13 protein-coding genes and 1 other annotated feature are annotated in these 17,620 nt (G+C 46.3%); of the genes, 3 read left to right on the forward strand and 10 right to left on the reverse strand.

All coding sequences use genetic code 11. The features are described 5' to 3' along the window. Window positions 1-84: 84 nt before the first annotated feature. From RBH76_08970 to RBH76_08990, 5 genes are all read right to left on the reverse strand, one after another. Window positions 85-1,746, reverse strand: a complete 1,662-nt coding sequence (locus tag RBH76_08970) for a 2-isopropylmalate synthase (protein ID WMJ82870.1) — start codon at window positions 1,744-1,746, stop codon at window positions 85-87. A 68-nt stretch (window positions 1,747-1,814) separates the two neighbouring features. Continuing rightward, window positions 1,815-2,086: a binding site (T-box leader), on the reverse strand. An 80-nt stretch (window positions 2,087-2,166) separates the two neighbouring features. Beyond that, window positions 2,167-2,787, reverse strand: coding sequence for a hypothetical protein (locus RBH76_08975; GenBank protein WMJ82871.1), 621 nt, complete (start codon window positions 2,785-2,787; stop codon window positions 2,167-2,169). Next, window positions 2,780-3,487: a DUF1700 domain-containing protein gene (locus tag RBH76_08980; GenBank protein ID WMJ82872.1), complete on the reverse strand. Its 708-nt coding sequence runs from the start codon at window positions 3,485-3,487 to the stop codon at window positions 2,780-2,782. The genes RBH76_08975 and RBH76_08980 overlap by 8 nt, the downstream gene beginning before the upstream one ends. Next, on the reverse strand, window positions 3,474-3,803 hold the full coding sequence (locus tag RBH76_08985) for a PadR family transcriptional regulator (protein WMJ82873.1): 330 nt from the start codon (window positions 3,801-3,803) through the stop codon (window positions 3,474-3,476). Before RBH76_08985 ends, RBH76_08980 begins: the two co-directional genes overlap by 14 nt. Window positions 3,804-4,044: 241 nt before the next feature. Continuing rightward, a complete protein-coding gene (locus RBH76_08990; protein WMJ82874.1) occupies window positions 4,045-5,349 on the reverse strand; it encodes a hemolysin family protein in 1,305 nt (434 codons plus the stop codon). Between the two features lie 502 nt (window positions 5,350-5,851). On the opposite strand from RBH76_08990, the gene nifJ reads away from it, so the two are divergent. Together nifJ and putP are read left to right on the forward strand one after the other, a co-directional pair. Beyond that, entirely contained in the window at window positions 5,852-9,373 is a 3,522-nt protein-coding gene (gene nifJ / locus RBH76_08995; GenBank protein WMJ82875.1) for a pyruvate:ferredoxin (flavodoxin) oxidoreductase, read from the forward strand. A 351-nt stretch (window positions 9,374-9,724) separates the two neighbouring features. Further along, window positions 9,725-11,212 (forward strand): sodium/proline symporter PutP, encoded by a 1,488-nt coding sequence (gene putP, locus RBH76_09000; protein ID WMJ82876.1) that lies wholly within the window; start codon window positions 9,725-9,727, stop codon window positions 11,210-11,212. A gap of 83 nt (window positions 11,213-11,295) precedes the next feature. On the opposite strand, the gene RBH76_09005 is transcribed toward putP, so the two are convergent. The 5 genes from RBH76_09005 to RBH76_09025 all read right to left on the reverse strand — a co-directional run bounded on the left by RBH76_09005 (window position 11,296) and on the right by RBH76_09025 (window position 16,934). After that, complete coding sequence (locus tag RBH76_09005) at window positions 11,296-12,429, reverse strand: DegT/DnrJ/EryC1/StrS family aminotransferase (GenBank protein WMJ82877.1); 1,134 nt, start codon at window positions 12,427-12,429, stop codon at window positions 11,296-11,298. Next, window positions 12,422-13,000: an acyltransferase gene (locus RBH76_09010; protein ID WMJ82878.1), complete on the reverse strand. Its 579-nt coding sequence runs from the start codon at window positions 12,998-13,000 to the stop codon at window positions 12,422-12,424. The genes RBH76_09005 and RBH76_09010 overlap by 8 nt, the downstream gene beginning before the upstream one ends. Before the next feature lie 151 nt (window positions 13,001-13,151). Further along, entirely contained in the window at window positions 13,152-13,571 is a 420-nt protein-coding gene (fliS, locus tag RBH76_09015) for a flagellar export chaperone FliS (GenBank protein WMJ82879.1), read from the reverse strand. Between the two features lie 24 nt (window positions 13,572-13,595). Next, a complete protein-coding gene (gene fliD / locus RBH76_09020; GenBank protein ID WMJ82880.1) occupies window positions 13,596-16,361 on the reverse strand; it encodes a flagellar filament capping protein FliD in 2,766 nt (921 codons plus the stop codon). A 96-nt stretch (window positions 16,362-16,457) separates the two neighbouring features. Continuing rightward, complete coding sequence (locus RBH76_09025) at window positions 16,458-16,934, reverse strand: hypothetical protein (protein WMJ82881.1); 477 nt, start codon at window positions 16,932-16,934, stop codon at window positions 16,458-16,460. A gap of 232 nt (window positions 16,935-17,166) precedes the next feature. Between RBH76_09025 and RBH76_09030 the strand changes: the two genes are divergently transcribed. Beyond that, window positions 17,167-17,610, forward strand: coding sequence for a hypothetical protein (locus tag RBH76_09030; protein ID WMJ82882.1), 444 nt, complete (start codon window positions 17,167-17,169; stop codon window positions 17,608-17,610). Window positions 17,611-17,620: the final 10 nt, after the last annotated feature.

Genomic DNA, 17,620 nt, shown 5'->3' on the forward strand with positions numbered 1-17,620 from the left:
ATCTCTGGCCTGAGTGCGAAAAGGGAGCCCAAGCCAAAGGCGAAGATATTAAATTAATAGAAATAAGTGAAAATTCTACAATTCTTAAGTTCTGTTACGACGATTTACTGCAGAGACCAAAGCATTGATCGAAGCGGTAATGATATCGTTGTGGGTACCCGCGCCCCACACAATTTTGCCCGCACCATTAATGATACCCACATAGGCCATTGCGTCGGAACTAGAACCCTTTGTCATGGCGTGCTCACTATAAGAAACCAGCGTATAGTGAATATCGGTGGCCTTCTTAATTGCGTTAGAAACAGCATCAAGACGGCCGGTTCCAGTATCAGTTTCTGTAATGGTCCTTCCGTTAAAAACCATGCTCACGGTAGCGCAAGCGCCTTTTTTACCGGTAAATTCAACATCGATAACCTCTAATGGTGAGGATATGTTGACATATTCGGCCTTGAAAAGGTCGTGAATCTCTTTTGACATCAGTTCACAATGGCGGTGATCTGAGATACCCTTAATAAAATAGCCGAAGGCCTCGCGCATTTTTGGCGGCATATCGATGCCAAACTGCTGCTCAAGCAGATACCCGATACCGCCCTTGCCTGACTGGCTGTTGATTCGGATGACATCTGCCTCGTACATTCTGCCCACGTCCGCGGGATCGACCGGCAAATAGGGAACGTTCCAGCGCTCGGGGTCGTTTTCTTCGCGAAAGCGCATGCCCTTGGCAATGGCGTCTTGGTGTGAGCCTGAAAAAGCGGCAAACACCAGTGCGCCTGCATAGGGCTGGCGCTCATAAACACGCATGCGGGTCACACGCTCATAAACCTCCTGAAGATGGGGCATATCGGAAAAATCAATATTCGGATCGACACCATGGACAAACATGTTCATGCCGAGCGTGATGATATCGACGTTGCCAGTGCGCTCGCCGTTACCAAATAGGGTACCTTCAATTCGATCGGCGCCTGCCAATAGGCCTAATTCGGCGTCGGCGACACCGGTACCGCGGTCATTGTGTGGGTGCAGCGAAAGAATCACGTTTTTGCGATTTTTGAACCGCTCGCTCATGTATTCAATCTGCGAGGCGTAAACATGGGGCAGGCTCATCTCAACCGTAGCGGGCAGGTTTATAATGACAGGACGCTCTGCAGTAGGTTCCCAAACGTCAATGACGGCATTGCAGACATCCAATGCAAATTCTACTTCGGTGCCGGTAAAGCTCTCGGGTGAATATTCAAAACGGAAATTACCGGGGGTTTTCTCGGCCAAATCCTTAACTATTTTAGCACCTTCAACGGCAATACCCTTGATTTCTTCCATGCTTTTTCTGAAAACCTGATCGCGCTGGGCTTGCGAGGTGGAGTTGTAGAGGTGAACGATGGCATTTTTGCAGCCAGCGAGCGCGTCAAAGGTTTTTTCTATAATATGCTGACGAGACTGAGTTAACACCTGGATTGTTACGTCGTCAGGAATCATGTTGTTATCAATGAGGTATCGCAAAAACTCATACTCGGTCTCAGAGGCAGCTGGGAAGCCCACCTCTATTTCCTTAAAGCCGATTTTCACCAGAAGTTCGAAAAACTCTAGCTTTTCTTCCAGATTCATCGGGATGATAAGCGCCTGATTGCCGTCGCGCAAATCTACGCTGCACCAGATCGGTGCGCGGTCGATGTATTCCTTCTGGGCCCACTTCATGGTGTTGACAGGGGGCATAAAATAGCCTCTTTGATACTTCTGATGGTTTTTCATGCTGCTGTTCTCCTTCTCCAACGGGTTGTAATTTTGCGATCAGACGAAAAAAATCCTACATCTTTCATTTGAAAGACGTAGGATTAATTACTCCTGCGCGGTACCACTCTCATTCATATCACAAAGGATATGCTCCTCATCGGGTACGGATCGGTTTTACGATCTTATACCCTACCATTGTAACGGGCGGATACCGTCTGCATCTACTTTGAGCATCGTGTGCTTCATTTCGGGCAGCTGCTTGGAGGCGAGTTCAGATAGTATGCTGCACCGTCTCACATCAACCGACGGTTTTCTGTAGTCAGCAAAAGATCTTACTGTTCCTCTTCATCGCATTTTAAATATTGACACTATCATAATAAACCCCTAAAGATTTGTCAAGGGGAAAATATAATTTTTTAATAGGATTACAGCATGGCCTTAAAGCTCGGGCGTGACATCGGAGAAGATCGTTTTATTAGACTCAACTATTTCATCACCATCTACATTATTAGCCTTATCCTCTTGGGCGAGTTTTTCATCTGGCTGAAAAACCGTAACACGCTCGTCAATAAAAATATTGTAATAGTAATGGTTATCATATTCTCCAACTTTAAAAGCAACCGAGGCAGGCAATTCCAGAACGATTCTATTTAGAGATTTGTTGTTAAGGGAAGCAACAATAAGGCGCTGAATATTTTCGCGGGTCAAGAGTGTAATAGGGGAGGGGGTTGTAAAAATGCAATATACCTCCAGCGTACCATCGTCGGAAGATCGGGGCCTAAAAACAGGGGGAGAAACACTGTAATTATCGGTTAATATACGAATTTTGTTGTCGGCAGAAGGACGAACCTCTAGTGAATTACCCCAGTAGCCCGTCAGCGTCACAGCCTCAATATCTTCAGCTGAATATTGTGACAGTTCAGACATTACCGCATAAGAAGGCGCCATCTGCTGTGCTAACGCTACCGAGTCAGAGATAGCAAGTGGAGAAAGCGCAAAAAAGGCGATAAGGCAAAAGGCCAGAACAATTGCGGAAATAGCAGCAGCTTTTTTAAGCATGTTCGGTTTCTCCCTCCTGATTATTTAAGTTCAGCTTCACATCTATGGGAGGTGTGCTAGTTTTTGTGGTTAAATACGTTTTTAAGCAACGGCACAACTGCAAGACAAGCTTTAATCCCCAGTTAAAAGCAATTATCAACAGAGAAAGGCCCAGTACTCCGCCGGCTATCAAACCCACCGAAAAGATTAGAAGCAACAAAATCACGCTAAAGGGAAACGTAGTGATAAGAAGACTGGTAGTGACAGCAGCGGTAATGCCAAACAGTACAGCAGTGGCGCAAAGTATTGCTAGGCTTGCCAACCCAACAAAAAAGGCCAGTAGCGCGCCTAAAAAGACGCCACAAGCACCAACCCATAGCGGTGCGAAAAGCAACACAAGCAAAACGAGTGTAATTTTACCGCCAGTGGTTTTAACAAAGTTACTAACAGTCCCTGTCACGTTTTTTGCTGTATCAGCTATACGCGAAAAAATATGTGCTATCGTTTTTTTGTTTTCACCCTTGTGAGATTCAGAGATAATCTGTTGTGCAACTTCCTTGGGATCACCAAGCTTTGCGATAATTTCCCACTCACTTTTTCCCTGATTTTCACCCTCGGTAAAATATTCGCCGTAGTCGCGCAGGATATCATTAATTTCGCTTCTCGAAAGCGAGAGCTTAAGGTGGCTCTCCAACGTTTTTAAGTATTCATATCGGCTCATCGGATTTTGTCCCCCCTAAAATTTTCTCTACAATATCGGTCATTTTACGCCATTCGCCCATGGAACGCATGAGATATTCCTTGCCGACCGGTGTAATACGATAGTATTTTCGCGCGGGGCCGCCTCGACTTTCTACCAGATATGTGGAGAAGTAAGATTCCATAGTCAGGCGGCGAAGAATCGGGTAGACCGTTCCTTCGTTAATGTTAATATGGCATGCAATCGATTGTACAATTTCATATCCGTACATATCCTGATGGTCTATAAGTGCAAGAATACACATCTCGATAACGCCTTTGCGCAACTGAGTATTCATGGCTCACCTCCTAATAGATGCATTCTGATTATAGCACAGTACTATGCAATGCACAATACTGTTTCTTATAAGAATGCAATGAAAATAAGTTAAAATTAGTATATAAGATGAATTAAATACTAATTGTATTTAATATAAAGACAACAAAAATAAATATTAGTATATTTAAGAATAAAATAAACTATAGGTAATATTGGTAAATATAAAAAAGGGCCGCAGATTACTGCGGTCCTTTAATATTTTATTCAGCGTCAGAGTGAATAACCGCCTTAATTTTTTCTATACGTCGTTCGTCCGAACGCAATACAGAAAAAGTCACGCCGCCAAAAATGACAGCCCTGGGGTCTTCGCCCTGATGGGGAACACCACCTAGCAGTTCAATCATAAAGCCACCGAGCGTGTCTGCTTCAGAATCATCCGGTACATGAAAATTAAAAAGCTGTTCGGCGTCTGAAATACCAATTGAGCCATCAAGAACATAGGTACCGTCCTCTTCCTGCGTCACCAGGACCTCTTCGTTGTCATACTCGTCTTGAATATTGCCGACAATACTTTCGAGCAAATCTTCCATTGTAACGATGCCATAGGTTCCGCCATACTCATCCACAACAATGGCAATCTGTACCTTCTCGCGGTTAAACAGCGCAAAAACATCGGAGCAGCTGCTCGACTCGGGCACGTAGATGGGTCTACGCATTTCTTCAGAAAGATGAAATGCCTCGGGCCGATGAATGTACTTAATCAAATCCTTGGCGTATATAATACCACAGATTGAGTCAATATCTTCATCATAGACCGGAAGACGGGAATAACCACTTTCGATGGCGATTCGCGCAACTTCTTCAAGTGTGGCGTGTAGCTCTACGGCCGAAAGTTCGGTCCGATGGGTCATTACCTGAGATACATCGCGGCTGTCAAACTCGAAGATGTTGTTAATCATATTTTTTTCTGACTCTTCAATTGCACCGCGCTCGTTACCCTCATCCACCAGCATGCGAATTTCTTCTTCGGTGACCGAATCGGGATCGCTATTAGGGTCATAGCCTGATAAACGTACTAAGATGTTCGAAATTAGTTCGATCAAAAAGGTAAGAGGCGCAAATAATAAAAGTGTTAGCGAAAGGAGCCACGAAAGAGCCAACGCTGAAGATGGTAGAAAACCAGCAATTCGCCGTGGTGCAATTACTGCTACAGCAAAAAATATAAGGGCAAAAAAAACAGCACACACCCAAAAAAAGAGGATGGCGGCATTAAACCCCAACGCGTAAACCTCTGAAAAATAGCCGACTGTCCACAGGCAGACATGCACAACTGCCAAAACAAGACATAAAAGAGCAATAAACTGAACCGAAAGGCGAAACGACCGGTGCTTATGGAGAAGTGAATCCAAGCGAAGAGCTTTCTTATCAGCACTGCTAACAAGCTGCTTGAGCTTGGTATCGTTGAGATAAACGGCACCAGCTTCAGCCAAATTCAAGAGAAAGCTTAACAATAGCGGCAGCACGACACAAAAGGTGACGGCTGCCCAGCTAGTTTTGGGGATCATGTTATTTCTCCTTGCTGCATGATGTCAATACTTTTTCTCCCACTAAAACAGACATTTTTACGGTATACCCCATCTGGTGACCTCATTCATCCTTATGGTAAAAACCTAGTAAAAACGTCTTACCTTTATAACAGGAGAACCTTTAAAAAACAATTTGTTGGTATAGCGAAATAAAGCAAGACAAACTATACCAACACTATACAATTTATAGGCCGAGCTGTCAAATGTTCAAGAAAATGGAAAATACGAGTCAAAGACAAAATAGAAATATGTGTCTCGTCAACGTGGAATTAATTATACAAAATGGTCAAAAAATAGGCGGTGACAGAGTATTCATTTCAACGCTTTTAAACAACTTCCGTCACTTTAGAAAAAAGCTGCCCATTCCTGCAAATGCTCTTTACAATGCCAAAAATTCATGTTACGATGAAACAGGAAAGAGTATGCGGAAATGAATTTTTCGTTATTTCCGCTTTTCAATTCAAAGGAGGAATAAAATACTATGGCAAGACAAATGAAAACCATGGACGGCAATAATGCTGCTGCACATGTTTCCTATGCCTTTACCGAAGTCGCGGCGATCTTCCCGATCACCCCTTCATCGGTTATGGCTGAGGTTACCGATGTGTGGAGCGCAAACGGTCGTACCAACGTGTTTGGAGAGAAAGTAAAGGTTGCGGAGATGCAGTCCGAGGGCGGTGCCGCTGGCGCTGTACACGGCTCTTTGTCCGCCGGCGCTCTGACCACCACCTATACGGCTTCGCAGGGCTTGCTGCTGATGATTCCGAACATGTATAAGATTGCGGGCGAGTTGCTGCCCTGTGTCATCAATGTTTCGGCGAGAGCTTTGGCTTCGCACGCCCTTTCTATTTTTGGAGACCACTCCGATATTTATGCTTGCCGTCAAACCGGCTTTGCATTCCTCTGTTCAGGTAACGTTCAGGAGACGATGGACCTCGGCGCGGTCGCGCACCTTTCGGCCATTAAGGGCCGCGTGCCTTTCTGCCATTTCTTCGACGGCTTTAGAACCTCGCACGAAATTCAGAAGATTGAGGCATGGGACTATAAAGATCTTTCTGAGATGCTCGACTGGGATGCCGTCAAGGCTTTCCGTGAGCGTGCACTCAACCCTGAGCACCCCGTGCTGCGCGGTTCTGCTCAGAACCCCGACATCTTCTTCCAGGCAAGAGAAGCTTGCAACAGCTACTATGACGCCCTGCCTGCCATTGTAGAGGATTACATGGATCAGGTCAACAAGAAAATCGGTACCAACTATCAGTTGTTCAACTACTATGGTGCGCCCGATGCTGAGCATGTCATCATCGCGATGGGCTCGGTTTGCGACACCATCTGTGAGACCATAGACTACCTCAACGCTAAGGGCGGCAAGTACGGCCTTGTCACCGTACGCCTCTATCGTCCCTTTGTCGCTGAGAAGCTGATTGCCACCATTCCCGACACGGCTAAGACCCTGACCGTTCTCGATCGCACCAAGGAGCCCGGCTCCATTGGCGAGCCGCTTTATCTCGACGTTGTGCTCGGCATCCGCGAGTCGAAGTTTGGCCAGCTACCCGTTTTCTCCGGTCGTTATGGCCTTGGCTCCAAGGACACCACCCCTGCGCAGATTATCGCAGTCTTCAAGAACGCCGAAGCCAGTGCCAAGAAGCGCTTCACAGTGGGTATTGAGGATGACGTCACGCATCTGTCGCTGCCCATCGCTGAGAACCCTGATACCTCGCCCGCTGGTACGACCTCTTGTAAGTTCTGGGGTCTGGGTTCGGACGGCACCGTCGGTGCGAACAAGAACTCCATCAAGATCATCGGCGACCACACCAAGATGTATGCCCAGGCGTACTTCGCTTACGACTCCAAAAAGTCGGGTGGCGTCACTGTTTCGCACCTGCGCTTCGGCAAGTCGCCCATCCGTTCCACCTACCTGATCAATAAGGCCGATTTTGTCGCTTGCCATAACTCTGCTTATATGTCTAAGTACGATATGGTTTCCGACTTAAAGCCCGGCGGTGCTTTCCTGCTAGCTTGCAGCTGGAATGACGAGGAGCTCGAGCAGCATCTGCCCGGCGACGTTAAGAAATATATCGCTGACAACAACATCAACTTCTACACCATTGACGCGGTTAAGATCGCCAAGGAAATTGGCCTGGGCAATCGCCTGAACACTATTTTGCAGGCCGCCTTCTTTAACCTTGCCAAGATTATTCCAATTGAGGAAGCCGTCAAGTATATGAAGGATGCCGCCACCAAGTCCTACGGAAAGCGTGGCGAGGAAGTTGTAAAGATGAACCACGACGCGATTGACGCAGGCGTCAACGGCGCGGTCAAGGTCAACGTTCCTGAATCCTGGAAGTCTGCTAAGGGCGGATTTGATTATCCCAAGGCCGAGGGCGATAACAAAGCGCTCGTAGACTTTGTCAACACCGTTATGATTCCCGCTAACGCACAGAAGGGCGACAGCCTGCCTGTTTCGGCATTGCTCTCCAGCGTGGATGGCACCCTGCCTCAGGGTACCTCTGCATTTGAGAAGCGTGGCGTTGCGGTTGATGTTCCCCAGTGGATGCCCGAAAACTGCATCCAGTGCGGTTTCTGCTCCTATGTATGTCCGCATGCGGTCATTCGTCCCATCGCACTTAACGCTGAGCAGGCTGCCAAGGCACCGGCAGAGCAGAAGCTCGTCGATATGACCGGTATGCCTGGCTATAAGTTTGGTATCACCGTATCTGCGCTTGACTGCATGGGTTGTGGCTCCTGCGCATCCATCTGCCCCGGCAAGAAGGGCGAAAAGGCACTTGTCATGCAGCCCATCGAAAGCCAGCTTGATGCTCAGAAGGGATTTGCTTACGGCACTTCAATCGATTTCGACGCGGCTGTTCTCGAGAAGTTCAAGGCCGAATCGGTCAAGGGCAGCCAGTTCCGTCAGCCGCTGCTCGAATTCTCGGGTGCCTGTGCTGGCTGTGGCGAGACCCCTTACGCCAAGCTAGTCACCCAGATGTTTGGCGACAGAATGTATATTGCCAATGCGACCGGATGCTCCTCCATTTGGGGCGGCTCAGCACCTTCCACCCCCTACACCACCAATAAAAAGGGCAAGGGCCCGGCTTGGGGTAACTCACTGTTTGAGGATAACGCCGAATATGGCTATGGTATGTTCTTAGGCCAGAAAGCAATCCGTGACAAGCTTGTCGCCAAGGTAGAAGCACTGGCCGAGACTGCTACTGGTGAGGTTAAGGCAGCTGCCGATGAATATCTCGCTACCAAGAGCGATGCCTCCGCAAACGGTGCCGCTACCGACAAGCTGGTCGCAGCGCTTGAGAAAAACAAGGTTGGTGAAGATATCCTCAAGGAGAAGGCTTATCTCTCCAAAAAGTCGATCTTTATCTTCGGCGGTGATGGCTGGGCCTATGACATTGGTTACGGTGGCTTGGACCACGTTCTGGCACAGGGCGAAGATGTCAACATCGTCGTCTTCGATACCGAAGTTTACTCCAACACCGGCGGACAGTCCTCTAAGGCAACCCCCACCGGCGCAGTTGCACAGTTTGCCGCTGCCGGTAAGGAAGTCAAGAAGAAGGACCTCGCAGCGATTGCTATGAGCTACGGTTATATCTATGTTGCACAGTGTGCAATGGGTGCCGACTATACGCAGACTGCAAAGGCTATTGCCGAAGCAGAGTCCTATGACGGCCCGTCGCTGGTCATCTGCTATTCGCCCTGCATCAACCATGGTATCAAGGGTGGCATGAGCGGTGCCCAGACTGAAATTAAAAATGCGGTTGCGGCTGGCTACTGGAATAATTTCCGGTATGATCCCAGACGTGCACTTGAGGGTAAGAATCCCTTTATGCTTGATTCCAAGGCGCCTACTGCGGATTACGAAGCATTCCTCAGAAATGAGGTTCGTTATTCCTCGCTTGAGCGCGTCTTCCCGGATAGAGCGAAGGAGTTGTTCAGAAAGGCCGCTGAGAACGCTCAGGCCAAGTACGAAGCTCTCGCAGAAAAAGCGAAGTAAGGTTATACGGTTTTCACTTAAAAGGCGCCGCAGCTGCGGCGCCTTTACTTTATCCCCAAGCATTATGCAATTAGAAAAGTTTTGCATGTTGCTATTTACACAAAAACGCAAGCCCATTCTAAATCATTGCAAATATTTTAATATGTATAATGCTTGGAGATTCATAATAACAGCAAAACCAACAATTTTTAACGATATTATTTAAAAAACCAAAAATGAATTGCATATTTTTATTGAACAAAATGCATTTTTGGCGTATAATACAAAATATATATTGTTTTTTGGCACAGGTGTGCATAAATAAAAAATTGCGGACGAGCCGCATTGCCATAAGTCAGGAAGGGGTATTTTATGACTGAAACAACAGTGATTCTATTAATTTTTTTTCTTTACGTTTTAGCAATGGTAGGTGTTGGCCTTTTCTTCATGAAAAAGAACAACTCCATTGGTGACTATATTCTGGGTGGCAGAGGGTTAAACCCTTGGGTGGCAGCTATGAGTGCACAGGCTTCCGATATGAGCGGATGGCTGCTAACTGGATTACCGGGTCTGGCATTTTTATCATCCGCAGGGACAAAAGAAGCGGTTTGGACAGCGATCGGTCTAGCTATTGGTACATACCTTAACTGGCTTTTTGTTGCAAAGCGACTGCGCGCTTATTCTGAAGTAGCGGAAGACGCTTTAACTATTCCAGAATATTTTGAGAAACGTTTTCATGATCCCAAAGGTATTCTCAAAGTAATTTGCGCTTTATTTATTCTATTTTTCTTTTTAATTTATACAGCTTCTATGTTTGTTGCGGGTGCAAAGCTGTTTTCCACTATATTTGGAATTCCCTATATCACTGCGCTGGTAATTGGCGGCGTTGTAATTGTCACTTATACGGTCATGGGCGGATTTATGGCGGTTTCATGGACCGATTTGGTTCAGGGTGTTTTAATGTTCTGTGCGCTTATTATTGTTCCTATCATGTTGATGTTCGGCGATTTTGTTGATCCCACCGTTGCAATAGATAATGTAGTGACCGGCTTTACCCAGCTTGGTGTATCCGAAGATTTTAGCGGTATTGTAATTGCTTCTGCACTGGCGTGGGGGCTGGGTTATTTTGGTCAGCCACATATTCTTGCGCGTTTTATGGGTATTAAAAAAGCGTCTTTTGTTCGACCGGCCCGCCTTATTGCCATGGTTTGGGTAATAATTTCGATGATTGGCGCACTAGCAGTCGGCATGGCCGGAAAGGCTTATTATATCGATGGTCTGGCCGATCACGAAACAATATTTATGATGCTGGTCCGCGCTATGTTCCATCCGGTTCTGGCGGGTGTATTGCTTTCAGCCATTCTGGCCGCTATTATGTCCACAGCAGACAGCCAGCTTTTGGTGACCTCATCTGCATTTGCCAATGATATTTTTTATCAGTTTAACAAAGAAGCACCACAGCAGAGGCTATTATGGGTTTCGCGCATTACGGTTCTTTTTGTTTCAGCTGTTGCGTTGATGCTGGCAGCCAATCCCGACAGCAGCGTGTTTGGTTTGGTCAGCTACGCCTGGGCGGGCTTCGGCGCAGCTTTTGGTCCGGCTATTCTGCTTTCACTGTTCTGGCGCAGAATGAATCTTAAGGCTGCATATGCTGGCATTGTTTCAGGTGGTATGGGAACCATTGTATTCAAATATCTCAAAGAGCTCTCTGGTGGGCAGGGTGTCTTTGCCGTGTACGAGCTTTTGCCGGCATTCATACTTTCGGTTATCGTAATTATTGTTGTAACGCTGACCACAGAACAGCCAGATGCTGATATTCTGGCTCAGTTTGACCTTGTAAAACAGCGGCAAAACGATTAAGAAAAAGTATTCAAACTATCATCAGTACAAATATGGTTTAATCAAAAGTTGTAAAAAGGAGCCGAGAACGGCTCCTTTTTGTACTATATTTTTTTCTCCATAAACTCTGTGATTGAATCAATAATCAGCGCTACATCTTCGTCTTTGAGATAGGCGTGAACCGGTATGCTCAGAACCTGCTCACATGTTGTCTCAGAGACGGGAAGCATGCCTTTTTTGCCGCCGAGATAGGCAAAAGCGGCCTGCAAATGCAGTGGGGCAGGGTAGTACACCATACTGGGAATACCGCAGGTGCTTAACTCCAACTTTAGACGGTCTCGGGTAACCCTGTCAGGGAGACGAAGGGTATATTGTGACCACACCGAAACCGTATCGGGTGGGATGACAGGAGTAATACCAAATTTAGATAGCGCCGCCGTATACTTCTTTGCGTTTTTGTTCCGGCTGGCAAGCTCCTCGTCAAAAATTAAAAGTTTTTGTAACAAAACAGCCGCCTGAAGGGTGTCGAGCCTTGAATTAATGCCGATGATACGGTGGTCATATTTTGAGCCCCCTTTGCCGTGCAGACGTAAGGAATTTATGGTCTCGGCATGTGGGCGACTGTCGGTAAAAATAGCCCCACCATCGCCGTAGCAGCCTAGGGGTTTTACTGGGAAGAAGCTGGTTGTCGCTATTTCACCAAAAGTGCAAGCAGCACGGCCAAAGCGGCTGGCTCCAAAGCTTTGGGCAGCGTCCTCCAACAACCAAAGACCCTCGCGAGCGGCGATGTGATTAAGCCGTCGGTAGTCAGCGGGTACGCCGAACAAATTGACTGCTACAATACCTACTGGCCGCAGCCAGCCTTCTCGCTGGGTGGTGGTGATGACATCTTCGAGTGAAGCAGGGTCGATGTTAAAGGTGTCGTCCACATCTACAAAAATTGGCGTGGCTCCGCGAAGCGCAACAGCTTCTGCCGTAGCAGCAAAGGTGAAGGAAGGAACAAAAACTGCGTCGCCTCTCCCGACACCCCAGGCCATAATGGCGAGGGTCAGTGCATCGGTACCGTTGGCACAGCACAGACAGAAACTACTGCTTGTGCGCGCCGCCAACTTTTGCTCAAGTTCATCTACCTGAGATCCGCCAATATAACAGCACGCTTGCAGTACTTGCTCTATCGAAGTAGTCATATATGGTGATATGTGTTTATATTGCTCCGGGAGACCGGAAAAATTAATCATGGTGATCACCGCTTTCAAGGATAGGGCCAGTTTGTGAAAATCTATACCGGCATCCGCAAGTACAACTTGGGTTAGAAACTGAAATGGGCTTTCCACACCGACACAACCATCCGCGCAGCCGTGCTGGAACACCCATAACCAGTGCGTGGTTAGGTACATCCTTTGTGACGACGGTACCGGCAGCCACCATGGCATAACTACCTACCGTCACACCAGCGATGATAACGCATCCAGCGCCAAGAGAAGCGCCGTGTTTAATCAGAGTCTTCGCATATTCGTTGGGCAGCTTGGGGTATTCGCAACGGGGGTAAAGCACATTTGTAAAAGTAGCATTCGGGCCGCAGAAAACATCGTCCTCAAGTGTTACGCCGTTAAAAACCGAAACGTTATTCTGCAAACGAACTCTGTTACCCACAACAGCACCAGGAGCAATGTACGTGTTTTGACCCAAAGAACAGTTTTCGCCAATTTTTGCGCCGCTATGAACCACGGCGTGGTGCCAAATTCGTGTTCCATCACCTATTTCGACATTTTCATCGATGCAGGCTGTCGCGTGAATCGCGTAAGCCATAGATCAGCCCTCCCCAGGATGTAGTAAGGCAATCGGACAACAGCACCTGTCCAAATTGCTTTCATTTTCATATTCTATGGGGAAACAGAGAAGCAATATGACAAAAAAACAGAGCCAACCATACGATTGGCCCTGTAATAAATAATAAATATTAACCTGAAACAGCAAAGCGGGAACTACCCGCCGACGCGGGACTGTTTTCCATGCGAGACAACCTGTCACCCTGAATAAAGACATCGCGTAGTTCTTCGACCATGGGCACAATTTCCTCAATCAACGAAGAATCTTTTTTTACGTTTGCGGCAATCAGCTGGCGATTAAAAAAATCATATAGCGCTGCCAGATTGTTTGAGATAGGATACTGCCTGTCCAATGTGACAGTTAGATAGTTCAAAATTTTTTGAGCTTTTTGCAACGATAAATTAGTGGCTGGGATGTCTTTTTCAGATATCCCTTTTATAGCCAGGTTCATATTCAGTATAACCGCCTCATACAGCTTTGTGAGCATTTCGCCGTGTGTCATCGTCATGACAGACTGTGAGGCATATTTGTTATAAGGATTGTAAGCCATATTTCGCAACCTTTCTCACTGTAATTATTGCGACGAAGACATCATGGAGGTAAGCCACGAGCTGGTGCTGTTCATGTTAGAAATCAGCGATTCCATCGAGTTGAATTTTGCCCAGTAACGCTTATATTCTTTTTGATATTTGTCTTCTAGTCTGTTTAAGCTGCTTTTAATGTCATTGATCTGCTTATGAATGTTGCTGGAAGTATCGGTTCTGCCAGCTGAACCGGCTATACGCACCAGACTGCCAGGATTAACGGTGCTAGTTCTAGCTGCGTCGTTGATGGCATTATTCATCAGTGTTGAAAGTCCAGTTTCGGCATCGGTAAACAGCTTCATAACCTCACCAGGATTTTCAGAAATCAGCGATTTCAGCTTGCTAGGGTCGCTGATAACAAGGTTATCCTTAGTACCAAAATATGAAGTTGTAATTCCAAGGTCATAAAAGGCCAGGCTGCCTTCCGGCTTGGTGTAAAGAGTCTTGCGCATGGCTGAAAGCACGCCCGAGAGAGCGCTGTCATTGCGCAGAAGACCCTCTTTCGCCTTGGTCTCCCATTTTTCAACTTGAGATTCGGTCATCTCATCTTCTTGTGCAACCGTCAGCGGGGGGTATTTTTTATAGGTGGGGTCGGCATCCAACAGCTTGTTAAAGCTGTTTATCAGTGTATTGTAATCATCAATAAACTTGGTGACAGTTTCATAAATTTTATCGGTGTCTTGGGTGACCGTGACAGTAGAAGCCTCTTGAGTCTCAGAAAGAAGCGTCAGGCTGATGCCGTCAACAGTAAAGGAGTTTGTGCTACGTTCAATTTCAACGCCGTTGACAGTAACAACTGCGTTAGAGCCATCGGTCGTTGTAAACAAAGGTCCGACAATATCGGTTTGATTACTGAGATTGCCCTCGGTTTGTTCGAACAGCTTACCGCTGGTATCAATAAAATTCATGGGAATGTCAACGCCACAAATGCGAATATAGGCATTGCTCTCATCAAAAGAAGCAATACTCCAATCGGCGGGTAGGGGGTCTATCTGTTGACTTTGTTTGACGGCTTTGGCAGCAGTGTTAATTTGGCTGATCATGTCGTTGATACTGGTGCTAACATCAAAACTCAACGTATTCTCGCCGATATTAAAGACCACATTATCTTTTATACCTAGTTCCGCCAACGTCGAGGTACCCGTCACCTTGGTATTGAAACCCAATGCTGACAGGCTGTCATCATAGACATGAGCGGTATAGCCCTCAGCTGTGTTCAGGTTAATGGTTTTACCATCCTCAGAAATTGCAAAGGACACATTGGGGTTATCGGCACTATCTTTCCCAAACTGCTCCACGAGCGCTTCGTTAACCGCTTTAACCAGACTGTCGGCAGAGGTGTAGTTGTTGGGAATGGTCAGTGTAACCTTGCTGCCGTTGACGTTGAGGTTGACCGTGCCGGATTTAAAGAGAAAATCACCTTCGGGAATTGAGGCGCTGGTCAGCTCTTTGTTTAGAGCTGCGCCGGTGGTATTGCCTGAAGGGGATACACCGAAAAGCGCCGTCATCAAATTCCCTTCGCTTTGGGAAATATCAAAGCTATAGCCGTCTCCGCGCGAACCCGAGGAGGTGGCGGCTAAGCTAAATGTGTCGGTAGTTGAAGAATAGCTTATTTTTACGCCAGCATCACTGTTATTAATAGCGTTCATAATGCTCGAGATGGTCTGATCAGAAGAAAAGCTGAAATCAACGCCGTTGATGGTAAATTCCTGGCGCTGACCGACGACAGGTGTGGCAAAATAGTTATTGTTAAGCGAATTGTTCAGAGAAATTTTGTTTGAAACCCTGTTCTTTAAACCTAGGGCAGCCATAGTGTCGTCATCGCCGGTGATGCTAATCTTACGAGAGCTGTTAGAAGCTGTAAGGCTAATTTCACCACCCGCCTCTGAAACAGTAATTCCGCCGCCAAAAGCGGAGGCAATAGCCGAATTTAATTGCTCGGCGATACCTGTTTCACTCATCGGATTAAAAGTGACAGATTTGGCGACACCGTCAATTGTCACTGAGAGGGTTGGCAATACAGCAGATGTGTCTAGTTTAAAAGAAGCGCTACCTGTACCTGAGATGTTAGTTCCACCGACTAATTCAAGCGCTTTGCTGCTGCCTGTTATAGAAAAACTGCTGTTTTCATCTGATGTCGTTAAAGTGAAGGACCCATTAACATACTCAACTGTCGCCAAAGCGGTATCGCCTTCTTTTAAGGCGGCATTTAAAATATTTTTTGCCTCAAGGCTGCTCTTTCCGGCGAGTTCTCCTACCGAAACATCAATGGTTTTGGTGCCGATCTTAAAGGTGATCAGCTCATCGGTGAGCGTCTGGCTTAGCGCTTGAAGCTTTTCGGTATTAAGGGTACCGGAAATTACGGCTGAAGCAGAATTGTTTGCCGTTTGCTTAAAATTTGATGCAAGACTGGTGATGCTGTCTACGGTCATATTACCGGCGGCTGCGCCGCTTGTGGCCGAAACGGTGTAGTTGCTTGATGTTGTCGAGGCATTCTTAGACTCGAAAAACGACTGCGAAAGCAGATTGGCGGCCTGGTTGGTATAGCTGAAATAGGTGGTCTGAAAAGTCTGCAAATCAGAAATAATGCTACGGTACATTTCCTGCTTATACTCAAGCTGCGTCTTTTTCTGATTTTGCGAATCGATTTTGCTTTGTGTACCCGACAGCATAGATTTCACAACGCTTTCGGTATCAATACCGGAAGCGAGACCAGAAAAACCTTTGCTTGCAGCGGATAAAGAATTGATGGCCATGGTATGACGCTCCTTTCTAAGCTGTCAAGAAAATATTTAATATATTTACACCTTATATATCGGCAGCAAAAATAGAAAATAAAGTGTTTTTGCCTACTAAATTTGCGTGTTTGTAATATTAATACTGTTCTCCTGCTGAAGTGCGCCCGAGGTTGAAATATATTTGATAATACGCGGTGTGTTATTGTTTTGGGCAATAAGCTCTTTTAGATTGTCGCGAAGCTCGGTCATCCGCTCAAGAGCATGGAGGTTGACCTCGATACAACGGGAGACAATTCCTTTTATTTTCTGTGCCTCTAAAAAAATCTCCTGCCATTGCGAAGGCACCTCAGAAAAACAGCAACTGTTGGATAAGATCATATCGATCGAGGGGGTGACAGTCACAGTCTTGGCTAAATTAGAAATTTGATCGGTCACATTATCTATTTCATTTGCTAAATCAGCGCGTTTTGTGATATAATTATCCATATCTTCAACGTCGCAGACTGCTAAAAGATTGGTATAACGTTCAAATTCTAAAAAAAGCTCCTGCTTTTTTATAAGTAATAAAAGAATATTTTTCACAATTTGCATTTGCAACAGCTCCTCTTTGCAATGAATACCGGCGGCTGCCATGTGAAAGGAGGGCGCAACCATTAATTCCATTGAGTTTTCAGCACTTTTAGAATCGGAAGAAAATGAAATTTTAGAACCCGGTCAGGCTTATATATCACGAGATAATTCTGTAACTTTTACTAGTGACTTTGTGCCGCTTATCAAGCTGGGCAGTATAGTAACGGTTATTCGTGTGATAGGCGAAAAAAGATTGGAACGTTTTGTTGGCAAGGTCTATCTATCTTCACGCAAGCTGCTTAGAATCGTCGATGTTGAAAATGAAACGATTGACGCTGCACTTGAGATGTTTGAGAGCAATGCCGTTTTTCCAACTGAGTTTTTAGTTGCGCCGGGCGCAACCACCCGTTTTAATGTTCAGAAAGCACATGCCGTCAGCGGGTTTGTCCGTTATGTATCGCCCCAATACGTTAAGATATGTACGATGGAGTTTGTAGATAAGGGCGAGTATCTGGTGTTTTCGCTTGAAGAGCCATCGCTCTCAATTGATAAAATGCTGGTGCGCATTAAAGAGCGCATTCTTCTGATGCGTAGCGCTGCACTTCTGCTGTGTGAGGTGGTTTCACTCAACATGCACAACGGGGTAGCGATTGCGGGCTATCTGGATGAACTAAAGGCGAAAGAAGAGCAGGAGTAATAAGCATATT

Source organism: Oscillospiraceae bacterium MB24-C1, assembly GCA_030913685.1.
Lineage (GTDB): Bacteria > Bacillota > Clostridia > Oscillospirales > Ruminococcaceae > Yanshouia.

Coding starts and splice junctions, on each gene's coding strand:
- RBH76_08970 (WMJ82870.1), bottom strand. CDS start 1,746: ATGAAAAACCATCAGAAGTATCAAAGAGGCTATTTTATGCCCCCTGTC.
- RBH76_08975 (WMJ82871.1), bottom strand. CDS start 2,787: ATGCTTAAAAAAGCTGCTGCTATTTCCGCAATTGTTCTGGCCTTTTGC.
- RBH76_08980 (WMJ82872.1), bottom strand. CDS start 3,487: ATGAGCCGATATGAATACTTAAAAACGTTGGAGAGCCACCTTAAGCTC.
- RBH76_08985 (WMJ82873.1), bottom strand. CDS start 3,803: ATGAATACTCAGTTGCGCAAAGGCGTTATCGAGATGTGTATTCTTGCA.
- RBH76_08990 (WMJ82874.1), bottom strand. CDS start 5,349: ATGATCCCCAAAACTAGCTGGGCAGCCGTCACCTTTTGTGTCGTGCTG.
- nifJ (WMJ82875.1), top strand. CDS start 5,852: ATGGCAAGACAAATGAAAACCATGGACGGCAATAATGCTGCTGCACAT.
- putP (WMJ82876.1), top strand. CDS start 9,725: ATGACTGAAACAACAGTGATTCTATTAATTTTTTTTCTTTACGTTTTA.
- RBH76_09005 (WMJ82877.1), bottom strand. CDS start 12,429: ATGATTAATTTTTCCGGTCTCCCGGAGCAATATAAACACATATCACCA.
- RBH76_09010 (WMJ82878.1), bottom strand. CDS start 13,000: ATGGCTTACGCGATTCACGCGACAGCCTGCATCGATGAAAATGTCGAA.
- fliS (WMJ82879.1), bottom strand. CDS start 13,571: ATGGCTTACAATCCTTATAACAAATATGCCTCACAGTCTGTCATGACG.
- fliD (WMJ82880.1), bottom strand. CDS start 16,361: ATGGCCATCAATTCTTTATCCGCTGCAAGCAAAGGTTTTTCTGGTCTC.
- RBH76_09025 (WMJ82881.1), bottom strand. CDS start 16,934: ATGCAAATTGTGAAAAATATTCTTTTATTACTTATAAAAAAGCAGGAG.